The sequence below is a fragment of the Flavobacterium movens genome (assembly GCF_039581425.1).
Taxonomy (GTDB): Bacteria; Bacteroidota; Bacteroidia; order Flavobacteriales; family Flavobacteriaceae; genus Flavobacterium; species Flavobacterium luteolum.
Window position 1 is genome coordinate 13,342 of sequence record NZ_JBCPXY010000001.1, and the last position, 21,786, is coordinate 35,127.

General features: G+C 33.2%; 22 protein-coding genes. 15 read left to right on the forward strand and 7 right to left on the reverse strand.

All coding sequences use genetic code 11. From position 1 onward, the window contains the following. Nucleotides 1-39: 39 nt before the first annotated feature. On the forward strand, nucleotides 40-507 hold the full coding sequence (locus tag AAYQ05_RS00060) for a hypothetical protein (RefSeq protein WP_343540388.1): 468 nt from the start codon (nucleotides 40-42) through the stop codon (nucleotides 505-507). 189 nt (nucleotides 508-696) lie between these two features. Beyond that, nucleotides 697-1,470: an HNH endonuclease gene (locus AAYQ05_RS00065; protein ID WP_343540390.1), complete on the forward strand. Its 774-nt coding sequence runs from the start codon at nucleotides 697-699 to the stop codon at nucleotides 1,468-1,470. Between the two features lie 50 nt (nucleotides 1,471-1,520). Here the strand turns inward: AAYQ05_RS00065 and AAYQ05_RS00070 are convergent, their stop codons facing one another. Then, nucleotides 1,521-1,754, reverse strand: a complete 234-nt coding sequence (locus AAYQ05_RS00070) for a hypothetical protein (protein WP_111367542.1) — start codon at nucleotides 1,752-1,754, stop codon at nucleotides 1,521-1,523. A 345-nt stretch (nucleotides 1,755-2,099) separates the two neighbouring features. Here AAYQ05_RS00070 and AAYQ05_RS00075 point away from each other — a divergent pair, with 345 nt between their 5' ends. Next, the gene (locus AAYQ05_RS00075) at nucleotides 2,100-2,414 is read left to right on the forward strand and encodes an HPF/RaiA family ribosome-associated protein (RefSeq protein WP_111425972.1); all 315 of its coding nucleotides are present in this window, start codon (nucleotides 2,100-2,102) and stop codon (nucleotides 2,412-2,414) included. 153 nt (nucleotides 2,415-2,567) lie between these two features. On the opposite strand, the gene AAYQ05_RS00080 is transcribed toward AAYQ05_RS00075, so the two are convergent. Further along, complete coding sequence (locus AAYQ05_RS00080; RefSeq protein ID WP_343540394.1) at nucleotides 2,568-3,227, reverse strand: hypothetical protein; 660 nt, start codon at nucleotides 3,225-3,227, stop codon at nucleotides 2,568-2,570. 234 nt (nucleotides 3,228-3,461) lie between these two features. Here AAYQ05_RS00080 and AAYQ05_RS00085 point away from each other — a divergent pair, with 234 nt between their 5' ends. From AAYQ05_RS00085 to AAYQ05_RS00105, 5 genes are all read left to right on the forward strand, one after another. After that, entirely contained in the window at nucleotides 3,462-3,950 is a 489-nt protein-coding gene (locus AAYQ05_RS00085; RefSeq protein WP_343540395.1) for a nuclear transport factor 2 family protein, read from the forward strand. A gap of 263 nt (nucleotides 3,951-4,213) precedes the next feature. Next, nucleotides 4,214-5,596 carry an ammonium transporter gene (locus AAYQ05_RS00090; RefSeq protein WP_343540397.1) on the forward strand — a complete coding sequence of 461 codons (1,383 nt, stop codon included), beginning with the start codon at nucleotides 4,214-4,216 and terminating at the stop codon, nucleotides 5,594-5,596. Nucleotides 5,597-5,730: 134 nt separating this feature from the next. Then, a complete protein-coding gene (trmB, locus tag AAYQ05_RS00095) occupies nucleotides 5,731-6,408 on the forward strand; it encodes a tRNA (guanosine(46)-N7)-methyltransferase TrmB (protein WP_073408106.1) in 678 nt (225 codons plus the stop codon). Nucleotides 6,409-6,450: 42 nt separating this feature from the next. Next, entirely contained in the window at nucleotides 6,451-7,089 is a 639-nt protein-coding gene (locus AAYQ05_RS00100) for a LysE family transporter (protein ID WP_111286085.1), read from the forward strand. 83 nt (nucleotides 7,090-7,172) lie between these two features. After that, on the forward strand, nucleotides 7,173-7,499 hold the full coding sequence (locus tag AAYQ05_RS00105; RefSeq protein WP_111286436.1) for an MGMT family protein: 327 nt from the start codon (nucleotides 7,173-7,175) through the stop codon (nucleotides 7,497-7,499). A 181-nt stretch (nucleotides 7,500-7,680) separates the two neighbouring features. On the opposite strand, the gene AAYQ05_RS00110 is transcribed toward AAYQ05_RS00105, so the two are convergent. After that, complete coding sequence (locus AAYQ05_RS00110) at nucleotides 7,681-9,006, reverse strand: sensor histidine kinase (protein ID WP_343540400.1); 1,326 nt, start codon at nucleotides 9,004-9,006, stop codon at nucleotides 7,681-7,683. Nucleotides 9,007-9,152: 146 nt separating this feature from the next. Continuing rightward, nucleotides 9,153-10,505, reverse strand: coding sequence for a sigma-54-dependent transcriptional regulator (locus AAYQ05_RS00115; RefSeq protein ID WP_343540402.1), 1,353 nt, complete (start codon nucleotides 10,503-10,505; stop codon nucleotides 9,153-9,155). Nucleotides 10,506-10,665: 160 nt separating this feature from the next. Here AAYQ05_RS00115 and AAYQ05_RS00120 point away from each other — a divergent pair, with 160 nt between their 5' ends. The 3 genes from AAYQ05_RS00120 to AAYQ05_RS00130 all read left to right on the forward strand — a co-directional run bounded on the left by AAYQ05_RS00120 (nucleotide 10,666) and on the right by AAYQ05_RS00130 (nucleotide 15,293). After that, entirely contained in the window at nucleotides 10,666-11,916 is a 1,251-nt protein-coding gene (locus AAYQ05_RS00120; RefSeq protein WP_343540403.1) for an efflux RND transporter periplasmic adaptor subunit, read from the forward strand. A 106-nt stretch (nucleotides 11,917-12,022) separates the two neighbouring features. Beyond that, nucleotides 12,023-12,730, forward strand: a complete 708-nt coding sequence (locus AAYQ05_RS00125; protein WP_111376033.1) for an ABC transporter ATP-binding protein — start codon at nucleotides 12,023-12,025, stop codon at nucleotides 12,728-12,730. Nucleotides 12,731-12,863: 133 nt separating this feature from the next. Continuing rightward, nucleotides 12,864-15,293, forward strand: a complete 2,430-nt coding sequence (locus AAYQ05_RS00130) for an ABC transporter permease (RefSeq protein ID WP_343540405.1) — start codon at nucleotides 12,864-12,866, stop codon at nucleotides 15,291-15,293. 65 nt (nucleotides 15,294-15,358) lie between these two features. Here AAYQ05_RS00130 and AAYQ05_RS00135 read toward each other — a convergent pair whose 3' ends face one another. Continuing rightward, entirely contained in the window at nucleotides 15,359-16,960 is a 1,602-nt protein-coding gene (locus tag AAYQ05_RS00135) for a L,D-transpeptidase family protein (RefSeq protein ID WP_343540406.1), read from the reverse strand. Nucleotides 16,961-17,376: 416 nt separating this feature from the next. On the opposite strand from AAYQ05_RS00135, the gene AAYQ05_RS00140 reads away from it, so the two are divergent. The 4 genes from AAYQ05_RS00140 to AAYQ05_RS00155 all read left to right on the forward strand — a co-directional run bounded on the left by AAYQ05_RS00140 (nucleotide 17,377) and on the right by AAYQ05_RS00155 (nucleotide 19,929). Then, a complete protein-coding gene (locus tag AAYQ05_RS00140; RefSeq protein WP_281634574.1) occupies nucleotides 17,377-18,504 on the forward strand; it encodes an Mrp/NBP35 family ATP-binding protein in 1,128 nt (375 codons plus the stop codon). A gap of 114 nt (nucleotides 18,505-18,618) precedes the next feature. After that, nucleotides 18,619-18,858, forward strand: coding sequence for a NifU family protein (locus tag AAYQ05_RS00145; protein ID WP_095929732.1), 240 nt, complete (start codon nucleotides 18,619-18,621; stop codon nucleotides 18,856-18,858). A gap of 215 nt (nucleotides 18,859-19,073) precedes the next feature. Next, entirely contained in the window at nucleotides 19,074-19,553 is a 480-nt protein-coding gene (locus AAYQ05_RS00150; RefSeq protein ID WP_177211246.1) for a hypothetical protein, read from the forward strand. 58 nt (nucleotides 19,554-19,611) lie between these two features. Beyond that, nucleotides 19,612-19,929 (forward strand): 2Fe-2S iron-sulfur cluster-binding family protein, encoded by a 318-nt coding sequence (locus tag AAYQ05_RS00155; protein WP_095929730.1) that lies wholly within the window; start codon nucleotides 19,612-19,614, stop codon nucleotides 19,927-19,929. Nucleotides 19,930-20,001: 72 nt separating this feature from the next. Here the strand turns inward: AAYQ05_RS00155 and AAYQ05_RS00160 are convergent, their stop codons facing one another. Together AAYQ05_RS00160 and AAYQ05_RS00165 are read right to left on the reverse strand one after the other, a co-directional pair. Further along, nucleotides 20,002-20,511, reverse strand: a complete 510-nt coding sequence (locus AAYQ05_RS00160) for an SMI1/KNR4 family protein (RefSeq protein ID WP_343540408.1) — start codon at nucleotides 20,509-20,511, stop codon at nucleotides 20,002-20,004. A 119-nt stretch (nucleotides 20,512-20,630) separates the two neighbouring features. Next, nucleotides 20,631-21,620, reverse strand: coding sequence for an aspartate-semialdehyde dehydrogenase (locus tag AAYQ05_RS00165; protein ID WP_177211250.1), 990 nt, complete (start codon nucleotides 21,618-21,620; stop codon nucleotides 20,631-20,633). Between the last annotated feature and the right edge of the window lie 166 nt (nucleotides 21,621-21,786).

Consider the following 21,786-nt stretch of genomic DNA (forward strand, 5'->3'; position numbering starts at 1 on the left):
TTTTTACGTAAGATATTTAATACAACACATAATTAAGAAATGAGATATTCAGTAGAAATAATTTTTGGGAAAGATCAAATTAGAAAATACAATAACAATGAAGCATTTAATGACTTTGAAAAAACAGTAAATTTTAAAAAATACACATTTGAAACTCAAGCACAAAGAAATGCTTTCTATAAAGGAATGTCTGAAACTATTGGTTGGTTGGAATTTGAAGTTGTAAAAGAATTTGAAGAGAATGACCAAATCGTAATAGAGAAAAAAGAAGAAGATCAATTTGACTATTGGAGTTTTATACAAAAATTTTATCCTAAATATTATCAATGCAATAGTGTTTTGCTTAGCGAAATTTTAACAAAAAAACTTGATGGTGAAGAGATTTCCCAAGAAGATGTGGAATATATAAGAGATTGGGATGTTAGGAACGAATTATTAGAAATTGATAAGGAATTGCTATGCAAAGCTTTTGAAAATTACTTTACCATCATGTATCCCGAAAAATAATTAATTAAAGATAATCATAAAAGAGACATACAAAATTGACTTTTATATTCTATTAAACTTTTACTTATGAATTTCTCTTAATTTATCCACCAAAAAAATAGTTCTATATTTTTTTTACTTTAAGGTTTTATGAAAAATTAGACTTTAGTATTTATTACCTATATTTACTAAAGACAAATTTATCCAAGAATGCCACCAAAAAACCTCTGGACACGAGAAGAATTAATCGTTGCCTTTAACCTGTATCTTACAATTGAGTTTGGAAAGAGTCATTCTAGAAATCCTGATGTAAAAAGATTGGCAGAAATTATAGGAAGAACCCCTGGCGCAATATCAAGAAGACTAGGAAATTTTGCAAGTATAGACCCTTTTCATCAACAAAGAGGTGTAAAAGGTCTAGATCATGGAAAGAGACAAGTTCAACCGATTTGGGATGAATTTTTCGAAAATAAAGAAGGATTATTGTTTCAAAGTGAAGAAATCTTAGCTCAAAAAGAAAATACTTCTCTTCGAAGCAAATACAAAGATATTCTCGAGGATTTAAAAGATTTAAAGGGTGAAACTGTTCTTCGTGAAGTAAAAACCAGAGTAAATCAATGTGTTTTTAGAAAAATAGTTTTAACCAATTACTCCTATAAATGTGCAATTACAGGTATTGATATTCCTGAATTATTACATGCCAGCCATATAATTCCTTGGTCAACAAGTGAAGAGCATCGTTTAAGTCCTGAAAATGGAATTTGTTTTTCAGCACTTTATGATAAAGCTTTTGATAAAGGATTAATTGGCATTAATACAGATCTCAAAATCATATTTTCTGAAACTTTAAAAAAGAAAAAGAAAACTGAATACTTTGAAAAGTATTTTGCGTCAATAGAAAATCAAGAAATACTTAAAGCAAAAAAATATTTACCAAGAAAAGAATTTTTAGAACATCATTTAGATACAATTTTCAATAAATAAGATTTATGAAAACAAAAAAGCCACTCTACCAAGTGGCTTTTTCTCATCTCTTACTCAATCCCCAAATAAGGATCAAGAATTTCGGCTAATTCATTTAACCAAAAGAAACCATCTTCAATATTTACGGTTTCGGTTTTCATAAATCCATCTTCTCGTATTGCGTTTAATGCAATTAGGAAATTTACTTGCCTAATGGTTTTTGCCATACTTTTAGAATCGATTGAATTGTTGAAGAATTCTGTTAACCTCAATTCGGTTTCTTTGGAAAGGGCGTTGGTACTCATAAATTTGAAGTTTAGGGAAAATAAAACCCGCACGGGTTAGCTGTCCTACGCCTTCAAATACGCGTTGCAGTTGTTTCCAATACCGCCAGCATGCCGTACGGGCAAAAATTTTTTTTGTGTTCATTATTTGAAGTTTTAGGAACTCCAAATATATGAAAAACAAAAACAAATTGTAAGTTTTTTCTTTATTTAAGAATTAAAATACTCTAAGTATATTTTCTCCAAATCGAAATTACAAAATTGAAAAATAAATCAATTTAAAATTTCATAATATTTCCTTAACCTACTTGTCTTTTATCTTTAAAATCGATAAGTTTGAGAATGAATCATTAAATTTTATTTGTTATGAAAGTACAAATCAACACCGACAAAAACATTGAAGGAAGTGCAAGATTAGAAAGTTATTTTTCTGGAGAAGTAGAAAAAAGCTTAGACCGTTTTCAAGATAAAATTACTCGCGTAGAAATTCATTTTGGAGATGAAAATGGAGAAAAATTCAGCTTGCATGACAAAAAATGTGTGATTGAAGTTCGTCCTGTAAAACTACAGCCAATTACGGTTACAGAACACGCAGACACTTTAGAAAAAGCTTTTAGCGGTGCATTGGCCAAAGCTAAAAAAACATTGACGAGCACTTTCGAGAAGATAAAAGAACATTAATTTTTTTTAAACCATATAAGTGATGTAAGTTATTTTTAGAGTTTATTGAAAACTTATATCACAAAAAAAGCGAAGCCTACAATGCTTCGCTTTTTTTATGGATAACAACAAGTGATAATCTTAAATTAACTTATATCACTTATGTAGTTTACTTTATTTAGGCAATGGTGCGCCAACTGCAATATCGCAACGGTGACCTGGTTTTCCGTGTGGCGGATTCATTCCATCAGCTACTGTCGCTTCAGTATCTTCTGTGCTTAACAAAGCAGGAACTGGGTTTGATGCTGGAGGAGTAACGCTAAAGTTTTGCGTAACCGTTCCACTTTGAGCTGTATTTGTCGTTGTTGCAGTTGTTGTTGCTTTAGGCGAATTTAATGGCGCTCCAACAGGAATATCACATCTATGCCCCGGCTGTCCGTGTGGCGGATTCATTCCTTTTGCCACTTTAACTGGTGTTGTCGTAGTGGTAGTTACAACTTGAGGCTGACTTACCTGTACAGTTTGTCCTGCTTGTGATGTAACCTGTCCTTGTTGCGGAGGTGCAGAGTTTAAAGGTGCTCCAACCGCAATATCGCAACGGTGTCCCGGCTGTCCGTGAGCAGGATTAATTCCTTTTGTATCGCTTAAAACCGTATTTGGGTTTGCAGCAGGAGTTTGCGCTACTGGCGCTGCAGGTTTAGTTGTATCTTTTGCAAGTCCTAATCTTACTAATTCTGAGGTTGCTGTACTTTCTTGCGGCTCTAATTCCTTTTTACAAGAAACAAAAAGTAAAGAAGTAACAGCTATTGAGCTTAGAAGTATTTTTGCCTTCATGACTGGGGTATTTTTATTGAAAATCAAATATAGTGGTTTTTGAGATATTACGCCATATAAGTAATGTAAGATAATTTAAGCTTTACTTACACTTGCCACAAAGGCACTAAGAATCTTTAAAATAAAACTTTGCGCCCTCGTGCCTTTGTGGCAATAATTCGTTTTCTTTAGTTTTCTTATATCACTTACATCGTTTAAAAAAAATTATACCTTTAAACTCAAATAACATATCTCATGAAAAAAACATTTTTACTCCTTTTATTTGTTGCTTCTTTTGCCAATGCACAAACAGACAAAATCAAAATCAATCATACATTAGACGCTTGGCATAAAGCGGCTGCCGAAGTAAAATATGATGCCTACTTTAATGTCTTGGCAGACGATGCCATTTACATTGGAACTGATGCAACCGAAAATTGGACTAAAAAGGAATTTGCTATTTGGGCAAAACCATTTTTCGATAAAGGAACGACTTGGAATTTTAAAGCTTTAGAACGTCATATCTTTTTTGATAAATCAGGAAAAATTGCTTGGTTTGATGAATTATTAGACACCCAAATGAAAATCTGTCGCGGTTCTGGAGTTTTAATAAAAGTGGGGAACGAATGGAAAATTCAGCATTATGTGCTGTCAATGACGATTCCGAATGACGAAGTTGATGCCGTAACTAAAATTAAAGCACCAATTGAAGACGCTTTGATTGCAAAACTTCAGAAAAAATAAAACATTTTACGGTTTTCTTATTATAAACGTAACTTTTTGAGCACTTTAGAAGCACTGTTCGTCGATTATTTTTAATTAATTCGGCAAAAACAGTGCTTTTTTATAACTTTAGAATAAGATACTGTCAAAAAAAGAACCTGTATTTTACAAATTTCATCAAAATAGAACTTAGACCTCTATTTTAACAGCCTTAAAAACAAGAATCTTTATTTTTTTCTAACTTTGACCCCAAAAAAAATAGGGTTAAACAAAGTATTTTAAAAATGAAAATAGAAAAACGCTGGATTATTTCCTTTATTATGATTAGCGTCGTATGTACGATAGGGGCATTTTGGCCAACAGTGACCGAAAATAATTATGTTTTATCAGAATTCGGAACTACAGATCATATCGTTCCTGCCGATGTTGCCTGGATGCTTACTTCGAGCTGTCTGGTTTTAATTATGACACCAGGATTGTCTTTCTTTTATGGCGGAATGGTAGGAAAGAAAAACGTTATTTCGACCATGCTTCAAAGTTTTATCTGTTTAGGAGTTGTAACGCTTTTATGGGTTGTTGTTGCTTTTAGTTTGGCTTTTGGAGAACCAGTTGGATTTGGTTCTGGAGATCATTTTTACAGCTTTTTCGGAAATCCGACCACTTTTGCTTTTATGGATTATGTTGGCGTTCTGCCTCATAAACAATTGGCCAATACGATTCCGTTTATGCTTTTTGCTTTGTTTCAAATGAAATTTGCTATCATTTGTCCTGCTATTATTACGGGTTCGTTTGCAGAGCGCGTTCGTTTTATCTCTTATTTAGTTTTCATTAGTTTATTTACCATTTTTATATATGCTCCTTTATGTCACGCGGTTTGGTATCCGACGGGTGTTTTAGGAAGTTATTTTGGTGTTAAAGATTTTGCCGGAGGAACTGTGGTGCACATGAGTTCTGGTTTTGCTGCTTTGGCTGGAGTTATTGTTTTAGGAAAAAGAAAAAACAGCCAACATATTCCAACTAATATTCCGTTTGTATTATTAGGAACAGGAATGCTTTGGTTTGGCTGGTTTGGATTCAACGCTGGATCTGCTCTTGCTGCCAACGGAACTGCTGCGATGGCTTTTGCTACAACGACAACTTCATCGGCTGCAGCGATGTTAACTTGGATTTTCTTTGATAGAATGAACGGAAGAAAAGTTTCTGCTTTAGGCGCTTGCATTGGTGCTGTTGTAGGACTTGTTGCCATTACACCAGCTGCAGGATTTGTTTCTGTGCCAGAAAGTATGTTCTTCGGTTTCATTACGGCTTTGGTTTCTAATACGGCTGTAAACTGTAAATACTCTAAAAGATTTGACGATACGCTTGACGTTTTTGCTTGTCACGGTGTTGGAGGAATTATGGGAATGATTCTAACGGCTATTTTCGCTCACGGCGAAGATGCAAGTTTACTACATGGCGGATGGAATGTTTTCGGACATCACATGATGGCGCTGGTTCTGGTTTCGATCTTTACTTTCTTCGGAGCTTATTTCTTATTTAAAGTAACCAATTTCATTATTCCATTAAGAGTTTCAGAAGAGTCAGAACACATCGGATTGGATTTATCTCAACACGATGAATCTCTTGACCCAAAAGCACAACCCATTACTGAGCCTCATTATGGATAATTTTTTTTCGCCACGAATTCACAAATTTTATTTTTAAAATAATTCGTGAATTCGTGGCAGAAAAAAACATTTAAACCCACTTACGCCATTTCATTCGTTTATATTCCTTAATTTTGCCGAAAATTTTTGTAAAAGTGGGAAGTAAAAATAAACTTAAGAGATTCAGAGAAAACGAAACATTTCAAAACGTTTTTCAACCAACTAGAGAAGAAGTTGTAGGCGATTTAATGCCTTTAAAAGGAAAATGGAATTCTGATTTCTTTAAAAATGATAATCCATTAGTTTTAGAGTTAGGATGCGGAAAGGGAGAATATTCTGTTGGATTAGCAGAAAAATACCCAAACAAAAATTTTATCGGAATTGATATTAAAGGTGCGCGTTTCTGGCGTGGTGCTAAAACGGCTGTTGAAAACGGACTTCATAATGTTGCTTTCGTTCGTACTCAAATCGAATTAATCAATCATATTTTTGCTGAAGGCGAAGTTGACGAAATCTGGATTACTTTCCCAGATCCGCAGATCAAATACAAAAGAACGAAACACAGAATGACGAATTCTGAGTTCTTGAAATTGTACAAAAAAATCCTGAAAAAAGACGGTGTCGTAAACCTTAAAACCGATAGCGAATTTATGCACGGTTATACTCTTGGATTGCTTCATGGTGAAGGTCACGAAGTTTTATATGCGAATCATAACGTATATAAAAACGAAGGAAGCCCTGAAGTTGTAACTTCTATCCAGACTTTTTACGAAAAACAATATCTAGAAATTAATAAGGCAATTACGTATATTCGTTTCAAAATTAAAGACTAACTTTAATTTTGAAACCTTTATCTAACCGATTTTAATAACTAAATGACCTACCTTACCCCTTTACTTTCAGGTTTTATCGCAGCAGCCATTGGGACAATTCCGCCAGGATTGCTCAATATGACAGCAGCCAAAATAAAAATGAAAGAGGGAAAAAAGAATGCATTGTCATTTGTAATCGGCGCTGTTATCGTTATTTTCTTTCAGGCTTATGTCGCAGTATTATTTGCACGTGTTATAGACAATCGCCCAGATGTTGTAACCTTATTGCGTGAAGTTGGTTTTGTTATTTTTTCGATCTTAACTATTTACTTTTTATTTTTTGCGAAAGATCCAATAGCAAAGAAAAAAACCAAAATAAAAAAGAGCAGTAAAAAAAGTAGTTTCTTTCTCGGAATGCTGCTTTCGGGATTAAACTTCTTTCCGATTCCGTATTATGTTGTCGTAAGTGTTACACTGGCTTCATACAATCTTTTTACATTTCAAAACCCAATTATTCTAACATTCGTATTAGGTTCTGTTCTTGGCGCTTTTGGAATTTTATACAGTTATATTGCTTTTTTCGGAAGAATAGAAAAGAAAACCGATTACTTCATGCGTAACATGAATACCATTATCGGAACCATTACTGGATTAGTCGCTGTAGCAACACTTTTTAATATCCTAAATTACTACTTCGGATAAATAAAATTAACCATTAAGAGATCAAGAAAAATTAAGTTTTTATCTTTATTAACTTCATATCTTAATGGTAAAAATATTCTAAAATGGCAGAAGAGAATTTTTTTGAAAGAGTTTATGTAATCGCCAGACAAATTCCGTTTGGAAAAGTTACTTCTTATGGCGCTATTGCGAAAGCTTTGGGCACAGCACGTTCTGCACGAATGGTCGGTTGGGCAATGAATGCGTGCCATAATATGGATGATGTTCCCGCACATAGAGTAGTAAACCAAAAAGGGCTACTAACAGGAAAACATCATTTTGATGGAACTAATTTAATGCAGCAGCTTTTAGAGAACGAAGGGATTAAAGTCGTAAACAATCAGATTGTAGATTTTGAGAAACATTTCTGGAAACCGGAAGTTGAATCATAAAATTCATTTTCACCATATAAGTGATATAAGTTCATTTTAGCAGAAAGAATTTATATTTTTATTTTCTCTCGCAGATTTTGCAGATCTAGCCGATTTTCTTTTTTTTAATTCAAAATCTGCCGAATCTACAAAATCTGCGGGAAAAAATCTTTGCGACTTAGCGCCTTTGTGGCAAAACCTACTAAATCAAGCAAATCACAAAACTCGTTTTATCCTCATCCGTTTGGTAACTTAGATAACCTCCATGCGCTTCTATAATATTTTTGGAAAGCGTCAAACCAATTCCTGCTCCATCTTTTCTGGTGGTAAAAAATGGCAAGAAAACTTTATCTCTAATTTCTGCATCTACTCCTTTTCCGTTGTCTGAAATCACAATGAAAAAGCGATTATTTTCTGTATAACTGGAAATAATTAATTTCTTTTCTGTTTTTTCTTTTAATGCATGAATACTATTGGTAATCAAATTGATAATTACCTGCTCCATCTGATTTTTATCAATCATAATAGAACGCGAACTGTGTATTTCGTTCACCAATTGTATTCCTTCTTCTTTTAAAATCGGACTCATAATTCGAAGACAATCTTCAAACAAAGCATTGATTGGCGTCATTTGTTTGTTTGGCGTTGGCAGCATTGCCAGTTTTCGGTAATTCTCCACAAAAAACTGCAAATGATCACTTCTATTTATGATTGTCGAAATACTGCTTTTGATGTCTTCAAAATCATCTTCTTCCAACTCTTCCTGATCTACAATATGAAGCAAATTCTGCGAAAGCGCACGAATAGGCGTTAAAGAATTCATTAATTCATGCGAAATGATCTTCATTAAATTAATCCACGCTTCTTTTTCTTTCTTCTCAATAACGCGCTGAATACTGTCTAATAAAATGATAAAATACTCTTTATCGTAGGTTTGCGTATACGAAGTCTGCAACATAAATGTCTGCAAATCCTGATCTTCAATTTTGATAGAAATAGCGGTTTTTAATTCAGTAAAATCAACCTTTTCAATTTCTCCGCACAAACTCGGCAGATAGTTTTTCAGGTATTTCCAATGACTTACTTTTGGCACTTTAAAAAGCTTAGAAAAACAGTCATTCATTATAAAAATGGACCAATCCTCATTTTCTTTTTCTAAGATTAAAGCGGCCGTATCGATACTGTTCAAAATCGAACGATAAATCAATTCTTTGGAAATCTGCTCTTGTTTCTGAACCTTTAAAGTATCATACAAAAGATACAGACTATTGAAGTTGTCTTTTTTATGTCCTTCTGGAAAATGGGCAGAAAAGTCGTCGTGTAGAATCGAGTTTATCGTTTTGTCATAAAACAGCAATTGGTTTTTGACAAAAAAATACATTTCGAATAGGAAAATCAAAACGAAAACGCCAACCAATAAAGCGTTGTATTGAAATCCTTTATAGAATAATAATGCACTGGCAAGGAAGAGCACCATTACAAATAGGACTCTCACGAACAAGGCATTATAAAATTTCCAATTCTTCATTATTTTTTTGTTTACCACGGATTGTTTTTTTTCTTGCCACAGATTAAAAAGATTATAGAGATTTTTTTATCTGTTAAATTTGCAAAATCTGCATGAGACTAAAGACAAAGCAAAAATCTTGATTCTTGCCTCTTGCTTCTTCCTCTTTAATTCTTCAAATCGTATTTCTCTATTCTTCTGTACAACGCAGCGCGCGACAAACCTAATTCTTCGGCAGTTTTGCTGATGTTTCCGTTGTGCTTGAAAAGTGCTTTTTCAATTGCGCCTTTCTCCATTTCCGATAACGGATTTTCATCATTTTCCTGAATTTCTTCAAAATCCAAAATATCCAGATCCATTACCGAAATGATGTTATTTTCAGCCAAAATCAAAGCGCGTTCGATCTTGTTTTCCATTTCGCGCACATTTCCTTTCCACGGATATTTTTCTAGATATAAGGCAACATTATCTTCAAAATGCCAATTTTCCTGATTATATTTTTCGGCAATCTGCTCTAGAATAAAATTGGCCATCGGCACAATATCATCTTTTCTTTCTCTCAAAGAAGGCAAATTAATTTCCATTGTATTAATTCGGTACAGCAAATCTTCACGGAAGGTTTTATTTTTTACCTCAGCTTTTATATCACTGTTTGTGGCTGCAATAACGCGAACATTAAGCGGTCGTGGTTTACTTTCGCCTAAACGTGTTACGGTTTTAGTCTGTAAAACATGAAGCAATTTAGCCTGAAGATGAAGCGGAATATTTCCAATTTCATCTAAAAAAATAGTTCCGTTTGAGGCATTTTCAAAACGTCCTGGAGTATCAATTTTAGCATCGGTAAAAGCACCTTTGGCGTAACCAAAAAGTTCGCTTTCGAATAAATTATCGCTTAGAGAACCCAAATCCACATGCACAAAAGGCTGATTTTTTCTTTCTGAATGCTGATGAATATATTCGGCAAAAACATATTTTCCTGTTCCGTTTTCACCCAAAATCAGAACATTGGCATCTGTTCTAGCCACTTTTTCGGCAATAGAATATGCTTGTTTTATTTTAGCCGAAGTACCGACAAAATATTTCTTTTCGGTCTCCTCTGTTTTTTCTGAAATTGTTTTTTTGCTGTTTTTTCTGCTTTCTGCAACTGCTTTATCAATAACTTCCAACAGCTTTTCGTTATTCCAAGGTTTTAAAACATAATCAAAAGCTCCAATTTTAATACCTTCTACAGCAGTTTCAATTTTACCAAAAGCGGTCATTAAAATCACAATTGTATTCGGAGAAAGCGTTTTAATTTCCTTCAGCCAATGAATTCCTTCTCGGCCGTCTTCAAAACCAATTCGGTAATTCATATCCAACAAAACCACATTTATGTCATTTTCGCTTAAGATTGAAATGATTTTTTTTGGACTATTAGTTGTAAAAATGGTCTCGAAATGTTTTTTAAGAATCATTTTTGCAGAAAAAAGAATTTCTTCCTGATCGTCAACAACTAATATTTGGGCTAGTTTTTTTCTCATGTGGTCTTTTTTCTGTCCGCTTCCGAACGGTCAACTGTTCATTATCGGACACTGCTTTTTTAACGTGTTTTCTAAAGCTCCTTTAAATTCAACACTTTACAAATAATAAATTTTATGGCACAGTATTTACCTATTGACTATCAGTAAAATAATTTAAAAAATGGACACGATAATTCCTCGTAAAAATAGAAAATTTAGGTATCTCGCAATAGCAATTGCTGTTTTTTTAGTTTTGCTAACCATTAGTGTTTTCGCATTTAATACCAAAAGAACTTTAAATGTAAAAGCAGACGAACTGGTAATTCAAAAAGCAGAAAAAGCCTTTTTTGAAGATTTTGTAGTTTTTCAAGCAAAAGTAGAACCTTTGAATGTTATGCTTGTGAATGTTACCGAGGGAGGTTCTGTAAAAGAAATCTTTGTAGAAAATGGCGCAATGGTTACCAAAGGACAATCGCTGGCTCGTTTATACAATCCGAACACAGAATTAAATTATCTTACTCAAGAAACGGCTATTATTGAGCAAATCAACAATTTGAATACTGGAAAATTAAACATTAGAAATCAGGAATTGAACTTAAACAAAGATTTAGTTTTAATTGAACACGACTACAACGATGCAAAGAGATTGTATGATATGAATGCAAAACTGTATGAGAAAGATGTAATTTCTAAAAATGACTGGAATACTTTTAAAGAAAGCCTACGTTTTCAGGAAGAACGCAAAAGAACAATTCAGCAAAGCATTCAAAAAGAAAAACAAAGCAATCAGGTTCAGATTTCTCAAATAAACCGTTCGATCCAAACAATGGAAAAGAGTTTGGATATTCTGAGAAACAATAAAAAGAACTTCTTAATTACAGCTCCAGAAACAGGACGATTAACTTCTTTTGAACCTGTTTTAGGAAAAACTTTTCAAGCAGGCGCAAGCATCGGAAGAATTGATTCTAACAAAGGATACAAACTTATTGCCGAAGTAGACGAGTTTTATCTAGAAAAACTTAGAGAAGGATTAAAAGGACAGGTAGAATTTAAAGGTAAAAACCTTGAAGTTATCGTGACCAAAGTAATTCCGGAAGTTAAAGGCGGACGATTTACTGTAGAACTTGCTTTTGTAAGTAAAGAAAATATTGTTTTGCAGGACGGACTTAGCTTTGGCGTAAAATTGATTTTGTCTGAAAAGAATAGAACCTTAGTGATTCCAAGAGGAGCGTTTAACCAAGAAGCTGCAGGAAAATGGATTTTTGTTGTAAACGGAAACAAAGCGATAAGAAGAAACATCAAATTAGGACGTGAAAATCCTTCGTATTATGAAGTTTTAGAAGGTTTAAAAGAAGGCGAATCTGTAGTTACTTCTTCTTACACCGATTATAAAGATATTGAAGAGCTTTCTCTTGAGTCGCAGTCGCAGTAGAGGGTCGCAGTTTTCATTCACAGTTTACATTTTACATTTTACAATTATAAAAAATCAATCATCAATCAAAAAACGTATTTAATAACATTTCAAAACCTTAAAAATTATGATCACAATTCAGAATTTAACCAAAGTTTTTAGAACAGAAGAAATAGAAACTGCTGCTTTGAGCGGTATCAACGTAGAAATAAAAAAAGGAGATTTTTTAACTATCATGGGGCCTTCGGGCTGTGGAAAATCGACTTTGTTAAATATAATCGGGCTTTTGGACAGCGCAGATGGCGGAAGCTACAAATTATTAGATCAGGAAATGATTGGTCTAAAAGAAAAAGGAAGAGCACAAGTGCGTAAAGAAAACATTGGTTTTATTTTTCAGAATTTCAACTTAATCGATGAGCTTTCTGTTTACGATAATATCGAATTGCCTTTGCTTTACAACAACGTAAAAGCTTCTGAAAGAAAACAGAAAATTGAAGCGATTGCAGAAAAGCTTAACATTTCGCACCGTTTGAAACATTTCCCACAACAACTTTCTGGAGGACAGCAACAAAGGGTTGCGGTTGCAAGAGCTTTGGTAAATGACCCTAAAATTATTTTGGCCGATGAGCCAACAGGAAACTTAGATAGTAAAAATGGTAATGAAGTAATGGAACTTTTAACCGATTTGCATGCTAAAGGCGCTACTATTTTGATGGTTACCCACTCTGATTATGATGCTTCTTTTTCGCAAAGAACCATTCACATGAAAGACGGAGTTATATTTTCTGAAAAGTTAAATCAACGAAATGTTGATGTTTTTATGGACGCTAAATAACAAAGTGATGATTAAAATTATTGTTACTGCACTAGTAGTTCTGGTAGAACTGGTGTGCAAAATATTTACTATGATTTAAAACCGAAAGGTTATCCAAAAACAACCATATCAACTATAAAAAATATACTTCAAAATGATTTTTAACTGGTTTAAAATATTTATATATCATTTAAAGCAAAGCAAACTGTTTTCGTTTTTAAATGTTTTAGGATTAAGCATCGGAATTGCGGGCGTAATCTTTGCCATTTTATATTGGAACAATGAGCATTCTTACGATCAATGGAATCCTGAAAAGGAGAATACTTATATGGTCCTTAATAGACTTAGCAATGGAGATACATGGGGCTCCAATTCTATTCCGTTTGGCGAGACTTGCAAAGCTTCTATTCCTGAGATAGAAAATGTGTGCTTCTTTCATACATGGTACGATGAAGACATAATCAAATATCAGAATCAAAAACTGATGACAAAAGACATCCTTTCTAGTGATGAAAATTTCTTTGATTTTTTCCCTTTTGAAATTATTAAAGGTGCTAAAAGCAATATTTTAAAAGAAAAAAATAGTGTTGCAATTTCTGAAGAACAAGCATTATTAATCTTTAAAAATGAAGATCCTATTGGAAAATCTATTTCTTATGGCAATAAAAACTATACGATAAAATCGGTATACCGCATCATTAGGCCGTCATCTGTAGAACCTTCTTTTGTTTTTAGTGATGTAAAGAGAGAAGGCGACCTAGATGCATGGGGAAATTTTAATTATGGTTTGCTTATTAAAACAAAGAAAAATGCAGACATTTCTACTGTTTTAAAGAAAATGCAAAATGTTTATTTTGTAAATAGAACTGTAAAAGATGCCAAAGAAAGCGGTATGACTGTGGCTCAGTACGTAAAAGAAAACGGTGAAATAAAAGTCATTTTAGATCAATTAAAAACATCTCGATTACACGGAACAAAAAGCTCTGCGGGACAAAATTACCCTGAAGGTGTAGGAAATTTAAAATTGCTTTACATTATGGCTGGCTTATCTGTTTTGATTTTAGTTTTATCATTGGTTAACTACATCAATTTAGCAACAGCATCGGCTATAAAACGTGCAAAAGAAGTTGGAGTACGCAAAATTGTAGGTGCTTCAAAAAACCAGATTATTATTCAGTTTATTTTTGAAACCGCAATAATTGTAACATTATCTATTTTGTTTGCTTTGGCAATTGTAGAACTTTCATTACCGTATTACAACAATTTTTTAAACAAAACACTGACTATGAATGGCAGTGAATTCTACCTGCAGCTCATTTTTATTTTTGGATTAGTTATCGTTCTTGCAGGTATTTTCCCTGCCATTTATATCTCAAACTTTGAAACTCTAAAAGTTTTAAAAGGCAATTTCTCTCGCAGCAAAAGTGGTATCTGGATTCGTAATTCGATGCTTATTTTTCAATTCGGAATCGCGGCATTCTTTATCATTGGAGCGCTAATTGTTAATTCTCAGGTAAAATATATGATGGAGAAAGATTTGGGCTTTAGTGGCGATCAAGTCATTTCTATTCCTTATAATACTGTAGACAGACTCAAAAGAACTGACGATTATTTAGTTTCAAAACAAGAAATTAAAAAAATTCCGGGCGTTGTTGATGTTACTACATTTGCAGGAGCCTTTGGAGGTAATTCAGGTTCAAGTTCAGGATTTAAGCACAATGGGATTTTCGTACAGCCAAAAAACATTGAAATGGATTTTGGTTTCCTAGATATGATGAAAATAAAAATAGTTAAAGGTCGCGATTTATCTCCTCAATACGCTTCAGACACTATAAGCGGCATGCTTATGAATGAAACGTTGGTTAAAATGTTAAACTTGAAAGATCCGATTAATACCGTTGTAACTTCGGGATGGAGCATCAACAATGGCGACAATTTAAAGTTTAAAATTGTTGGAGTAGTGAAAGATTTCAATTTGACGGGATTACAAAATAAAGTTCCACCAATGGTTTTTATAAATCTTAAAACTTTAAAATGGAATAACTTTGGTAGTGTGCTTGTTAAGGTTTCTCCAAATAATTTAACAGAAACGTTAGATAAATTGAAATTATATTGGGAGAAAAATGTAAACCCAGACTATCCATTTGATTACGAATTTGTTAACAAAGGATTTGCAAAGACTTATGAGCAGCAAGTGAAGCAAAAAAACCTATTTTTTATTCTAAATTTGGTTGTAATTATAATTGCTGTGTTCGGATTGTTTGCTTTGGCATCATTTTCGATGGAGAGAAGATTGAAAGAAATCGCCATTCGAAAAACATTAGGAGCTGAAACAGATATACTCTTAAAAGAATTATCGAAACAATATATTGTTTTCTGTTTTATAGGATTTGCAATCGGAATTGTTCCTGCTTATATATTATTACAGAAATGGCTTGAGGATTTCGCTTTTAGAATTGGAATATCGACCATTCCGTTTGTAATTGCCCTGATTTCACTTTTGTTCCTAACTTTAGTGATTGTTTTAACAAAAGCATTTCAGGTAACTAGAATAGATGTATTAAAGTATCTAAAATACGAATAAGCTTGTAGACCATTTTTTTTAAAGAAGCCCGACAGATTTCAGTAAAATCCGTCGGGCTTCTGTTTTTAGTCTTTCATTGTTACAGAATCATTGTAGATCAGCTTGTCCAGACTTTGGTCACGATCGTATACATCTGGGAAAAAATTAACTTCTCCATTGTCCTGAACCCAGCATGTAAAATAACCTATATAAACCGGAATTTTACGTTTAAGCATACAAGTTGTTTCTTTTCCGCCATTCATAGCACTCTCAATTTTGTCTGCTGGCCAATCTGGATCATCTTTTAAAATATGCAATGCAAGCTGTTTGGCTTCTTTTACATTTATACAACCGTGACTGAAAGTACGGTTTTCAAAATCAAACAAACTTTTTGCTGGTGTATCATGCATATAAATATCGTTCGGATTTGGGAACATAAATTTTACTAATCCAAGAGAATTTTTTGGCCCAGGTTTTTGCCTTACTTTACCTCCATTCCATTCCATATTATGTTCTTCCAGATAGTTTTTATCATTTGCAATCTGAAGTTTTAGTTCATTTTGAATAATGCTGTTTGGCACGTACCAATACGGACTAAAAACAATTCGATCCATATTTCCGCTAAAAATCACCGTTTCACTAAGTCTGTTACCAACAAAAATGTCCGAAACTAGATCATATTTTCCGTCCTTAACATAAAACAGCCTGAATGAAGGAATATTAACCATAACATATTCTTCTGCTTTTGCCAGCTTGGTTGGAATCCATCTGCATCTTTCCATATTCAGCATAATGGTTCTGATTCTCTTACTAATCGGCTCATTCATCTGATTGACAATATCTCTAGTAAGGGCATAATTTATCTTTAGATTATATCTTTTTTTATAATTTAAAACTCCCGCCATCAATTCTTCATCATAAATATCACTTCCTGAATCTTTTTTTAAATCTCCTACAATATACAAGCGATTTCTAATTTGCTTTATGGCAATAGCTGTATCGTCTGGTCTTAGATCTTTAAAATTAGCACTGTCAATCGAAATTTTCTGCCATAGATTATCGGTTTCTATTTTACGATATTTTTTTAGCGCGTCTTTCAATCTGTAGTATTGGCTAAACAAAAGATTATCATCTTTATCCAATCGATCAGAATCTACCATTAATGAATCTAGAATGTGAGTGTATGAAATAGATTTTGCGGGCAGATACCATCCTATTTTTTTCAATGTTGCGGGATCAACACCAGAATATACATTGCTGGCATAAAATACATACATACTCGTCAATAGTAATTCGGTATCGAGCTGAGATGGTTTGTTTGAAGAGCTTTCGTTAAAAGCCTCATCAATTTGTTCTTTATAGGGCATTTTTTCTTCAATTCCCTGATCTTTCAAAACATTTACTTTTTGGTACAATAAAGATCCAAATTCGGTTATACTTTTGTCATCATACCAAATAGATTTGTACGCTTTGGCCTTATAAATACCTTCAACATCTTTCTGGTATTTTTTAAGCTTAGGGTATTTTTTAAAAAAGGCATTAATAGAAGCCGCGTCAAGAGTAATGACCGCAACAGCTTTTCGATTTGTCAAATCAGCCTTGCTTTTAGCATTGTTGGAAAACGAATTAAATGAAAATGCAAAAAAACTGACTGTAACAATAATTAAAGAAGAAGTAAAATTTCGCATATTTTTAAAGTTTTAAATGGTAAATAACTTTAAAAAAAATACCGAAAACCCAATAAATTACTCAAAAAACCTTAGTTTTCACATATTTTTTTTATGTCTGGTAATCATCGATTTGGGTAATCAAATATAACGAAGTTTTGTGAGAATTTTATTTATTTGAAAGAAAACTTATGGAAAATAATTCGTTTAAAACGAAAAAACTTTTCGGCCTTTATTAAAACGATCGATCTTACTCAAATTATGATTTCTGGTAAAAATGAATACAGCATAATTTTGAATAATCTCAATATCAATAATTACAATTCAAAAACGCTTAATTTCCGAACTTAATCTGTTATCTTTGCACCCTGAAATCAGTTTAAATAAATATAATCTTATAAGATTGATTTTGGACAATAAAAAAATAGCCCATTACAATGAAACTAGATAGAAAAGAAATTCTAAAAGCCTTAGAGACAATCACTATTGCTGGAGAAGGAAAAAATATGGTTGAAAGCGGCGCTGTAACCAATGTCATTACATTTGGAGATGAAGCTGTTGTAGACCTTGTATTGCATACACCTGCTATGCACATCAAAAAAAGAGCAGAAGATGATATTAAAAAAACAATTCATGATCTAATATCGCCAGATGCAAAAGTAAAAGTAAACATTAAAGTAGAAGCTGCAGAGAAACCGGAAATTAAAGGCCGTGCTATTCCTGGAATTAAAAATATTATTGCCGTTGCTTCTGGTAAAGGAGGAGTAGGAAAATCTACTGTAACTGCAAACTTAGCTGTTACACTTGCAAAAATGGGTTTTAAAGTTGGTGTTTTAGATGCCGATATCTACGGACCTTCTATGCCAATCATGTTTGACGTTGAAAACGAAAAACCTGTTTCTATAGCTGTTGACGGAAAATCTAAAATGAAGCCAATTGAAAGCTACGAAATCAAAATGCTTTCAATAGGATTTTTTACCGCACCAAGCCAAGCCGTAATCTGGAGAGGTCCAATGGCTGCAAAAGCATTAAATCAAATGATTTTTGATGCAGATTGGGGAGAATTAGATTTCATGCTTCTAGATTTGCCTCCTGGAACTGGAGATATCCACCTTTCTATCATGCAGTCGCTTCCAATTACTGGAGCTGTTGTAGTAAGTACTCCACAAGCTGTGGCACTTGCAGATGCTAAAAAAGGGGTGGCAATGTTTATGCAAGACAATATCAACGTTCCTGTTTTAGGAATTATAGAAAATATGGCGTATTTTACACCAGAAGAATTGCCAGAAAACAAATATTATATCTTTGGCCAAGAAGGTGCTAAAAACCTTGCTGAAGATTTAGGAGTTCCATTTTTAGGAGAAGTTCCAATTGTACAATCTATTCGCGAAGCAGGAGATTACGGTCGTCCGGCAGCATTGCAGACTGGTTCTCCAATAGAAACAGTTTTTGAAGAAATTACTAGAAACGTTGTACAAGAAACAGTAAACAGAAACGAAAGCTTACCAGCAACAGAAGCCATCAAAATTACAACAATGGCAGGTTGCTCGGCAGTTAAAAAATAATTAGATAATTGAGATAAAACTAATGAGATAATTTGAAAATTAGACAATTAGATCATTTTGCTCAAAGTGAATTTTCTAATTATCTAATTGACACATTTTCTAATTGATAAAATTATGACAACAGAAGAATTAACAAGTAATGTTTTATTGGCCTTAGATGAGATAAGACCATTCTTAAAATCTGACGGCGGAGATATTTCATTAATCTCTATCGAAGATGACAAACATGTAAAAGTTCGTTTGGAAGGTGCTTGCATTAGCTGCAGTGTTAATCAAATGACACTAAAAGCAGGTGTTGAAACAACAATAAAAAAATATGCTCCACAAATTGAAACTGTGGTAAATGTAATGTAACAAATAGTTCCTTTTTCTTCAAAATTAAACACTCGTGGTTTAACAAGAATAATAGGTGTTTTATTATTTAATTGAAAAAACAATAAAATAACACCAAAAAAAAGGCTCTTTTTGCCACATTCATAAAAAACAATGCAAAGTTTTAAGAGTTTCTGTTAAGGAATTGTTACATTTTTAACTTAAATTTGTCAACATAACCCTTAAATCTTAAACTTATGAGAAACTTTTACGCTCTTTTTTTATTATTTTTTATAAGCGCTGTAAATGCACAACAGGGCCAAACACTATTTGCTGAAAAAGCTTGGGTAAATGAATCAGAGGAATGGTCAGATTTCCAATATTCAGGACAAATCATTTTTTCTACAAATGGCAAAACTGAAGAAGGCGCTTTAAGAATTGGAAACTATGATTTCTTATATGATCTTTGCGACGGAAAAGCAAAGTTTTCAAATAAAGCAACCTATAGCTCCGCCGATTTTTCGCATCCGCGAAAGCTTAGCGCGCAAACAGACAAACAAGGAATTTTAAACTCTACATACGAAGGGACCTTAATTTTCCAAGCAGACAAAGATTATTACTCTGTTATTTCTCTAGTTACAATACTAGAAAAAGGAGGTAATATTATTGGTGTAAAAATGCGCCTTAAAGATGGTAATAGAAAAGAATACGCTTTTAGCTTAAAAGAGAAAAGTTAAAATTAATAAAGAGTTTGAACACGTTTTCAAATTCTACAGTAAATTCCAATAATTAAAAATGGATGTATTAATTAAAATTAAAGATCGAGAAGGAGTTATACACGAATTACAAGCTCCAACCGATATGGCAATGAACATAATGGAGTTATGCAAAGCATACGAACTTCCTGTTGAAGGAACCTGCGGAGGAATGGCCATGTGCGCTTCTTGCCAGTGTTATGTTCTTAATGATGTTGCATTACCAGAAATGGGAGATGATGAAGAAGCTATGCTTTCGGAAGCATTTTATGTGAAGTCTAATAGTCGTTTAGGCTGCCAGATTCCAATTACCGAAGAGTTAGAAGGTTTAGAGCTGGAATTAGCTCCTGAATACTAGAAAATAGATTCCAAAATTTTAAAATTCCAAATTCCAAAATGCATTTTGTGCACTTGGAATTTGGATTTTTTTTTAATTGGAATTTAAAAAACCGCTTGGATCAAAAGGTTCAAATTCTCTTTCAGAAAACGCTTCTGTCAAAATACCAGACGAACAAAGCCACGAAATTGTTTCTTCAAGTGTATTTCCTGCTTTATAAATCATTTCGCTATATCGTGGCAGAATATAATATTGGCTGTTTAAAAGAATGATTTCATCTCCATCAAAAGTATCTCCAACTCTAATCGATTTTAGCACTTCTTCTTTCGTTAAAACTTCTCTTCCTTCGTCCCAAAACCAATATTCAGTAATACGGTTTTTCCATTCTTCTAAAGTAAGAATTATTGTTTCAGGAAGATAAACTCTTACATAAGTTCCTCCTAAAATCCCGCTTCCGTAATTTTGAACATATTCTTTGTAATCGTCATCAAAAGTTATATTTAATGTCTTCTCGCACGCCAGAATATCCTCTTCGTCGGCTATAAATAGATCCGTTTTTTGTGTATTGTAATTTGGAATAATCTTGTAGTTATCGAAATTCATAACGCTTAATTTTTAATTGCTAAGTTACTATTTATTAAAAATATTTCTCACAAAAAAACCGTAATTACATTACTGCAATTACGGTTTTCTCTTTATAACAATTTTATTTAATCTCTCGATTATACCAAACCAGCTTTAATTAAATATTCAGCGATTTGAATTGTGTTTGTTGCAGCTCCTTTTCTTAAGTTATCAGCAACAATCCACATGTTTAATGTATTTGGCTGGCTTTCGTCGCGACGGATTCTTCCAACAAAAACATCATTTTTACCTTCTGCATATAATGGCATTGGATACGTAAAGGTATCCAAATTATCTTGTACCGTTACTCCGTCTGTATTATGAAGGATTTCGCGAACTTCATTTACATCAAAATCATTTGTAAACTCTACGTTTACAGCCTCACTGTGTCCACCAACAACTGGAACACGAACAGCAGTTGCAGTAACTCTGATAGTGTTATCACCTAAGATTTTTTGAGTTTCGCGAACTAATTTCATTTCTTCTTTAGTGTACCCGTTTTCTTCAAAACTATCACAGTGTGGAATCGCATTTCTGTGAATTGGATATTTGTAAGCCATCTCACCTTGAACTCCAGCGTACTCGTTTTCTAATTGTTTCACCGCTTTTACACCAGTTCCTGTGATAGATTGGTAAGTAGAAACAATGATTCTTTTAATGTTATATTTTTTGTGCAAAGGAGCCAAAGTCATTACCATTTGAATAGTAGAACAGTTTGGATTTGCAATAATTTTATCTTCTTTAGTTAAAACATCAGCATTGATTTCTGGAACTACCAATTTTTTAGTAGGATCCATTCTCCATGCAGACGAGTTATCGATAACAGTTGTTCCAGCAGCAGCAAATTTTGGAGCCCATTCTAATGAAGTATCTCCTCCAGCAGAGAAAACAGCAATATCAGCTTTCATATCAACAGCTGTCTGTAATCCTACTACTTTATATTTAGTTCCTTTGTATTCAATTTCTTTTCCTACTGATCTTTCTGATGCAACAGGAATTAATTCTGTAACAGGAAAATTTCTTTCTGCTAATACTTTAAGCATTACTTCGCCTACCATTCCAGTAGCGCCTACAACTGCAATTCTCATTTTTATATTTTTAAATAATCAATTAATCTAATTTGTATCGCAAAAGTAAGTATAATAAAAGTTATGGCAAGCTGATTCACAAAAAATAACAAATTGTTATAAAACAAACATTTTGTAAAAAAACCGCCTCTTTAGAAGGCGGTTAAATTAGACTTAGTGTAGCGGT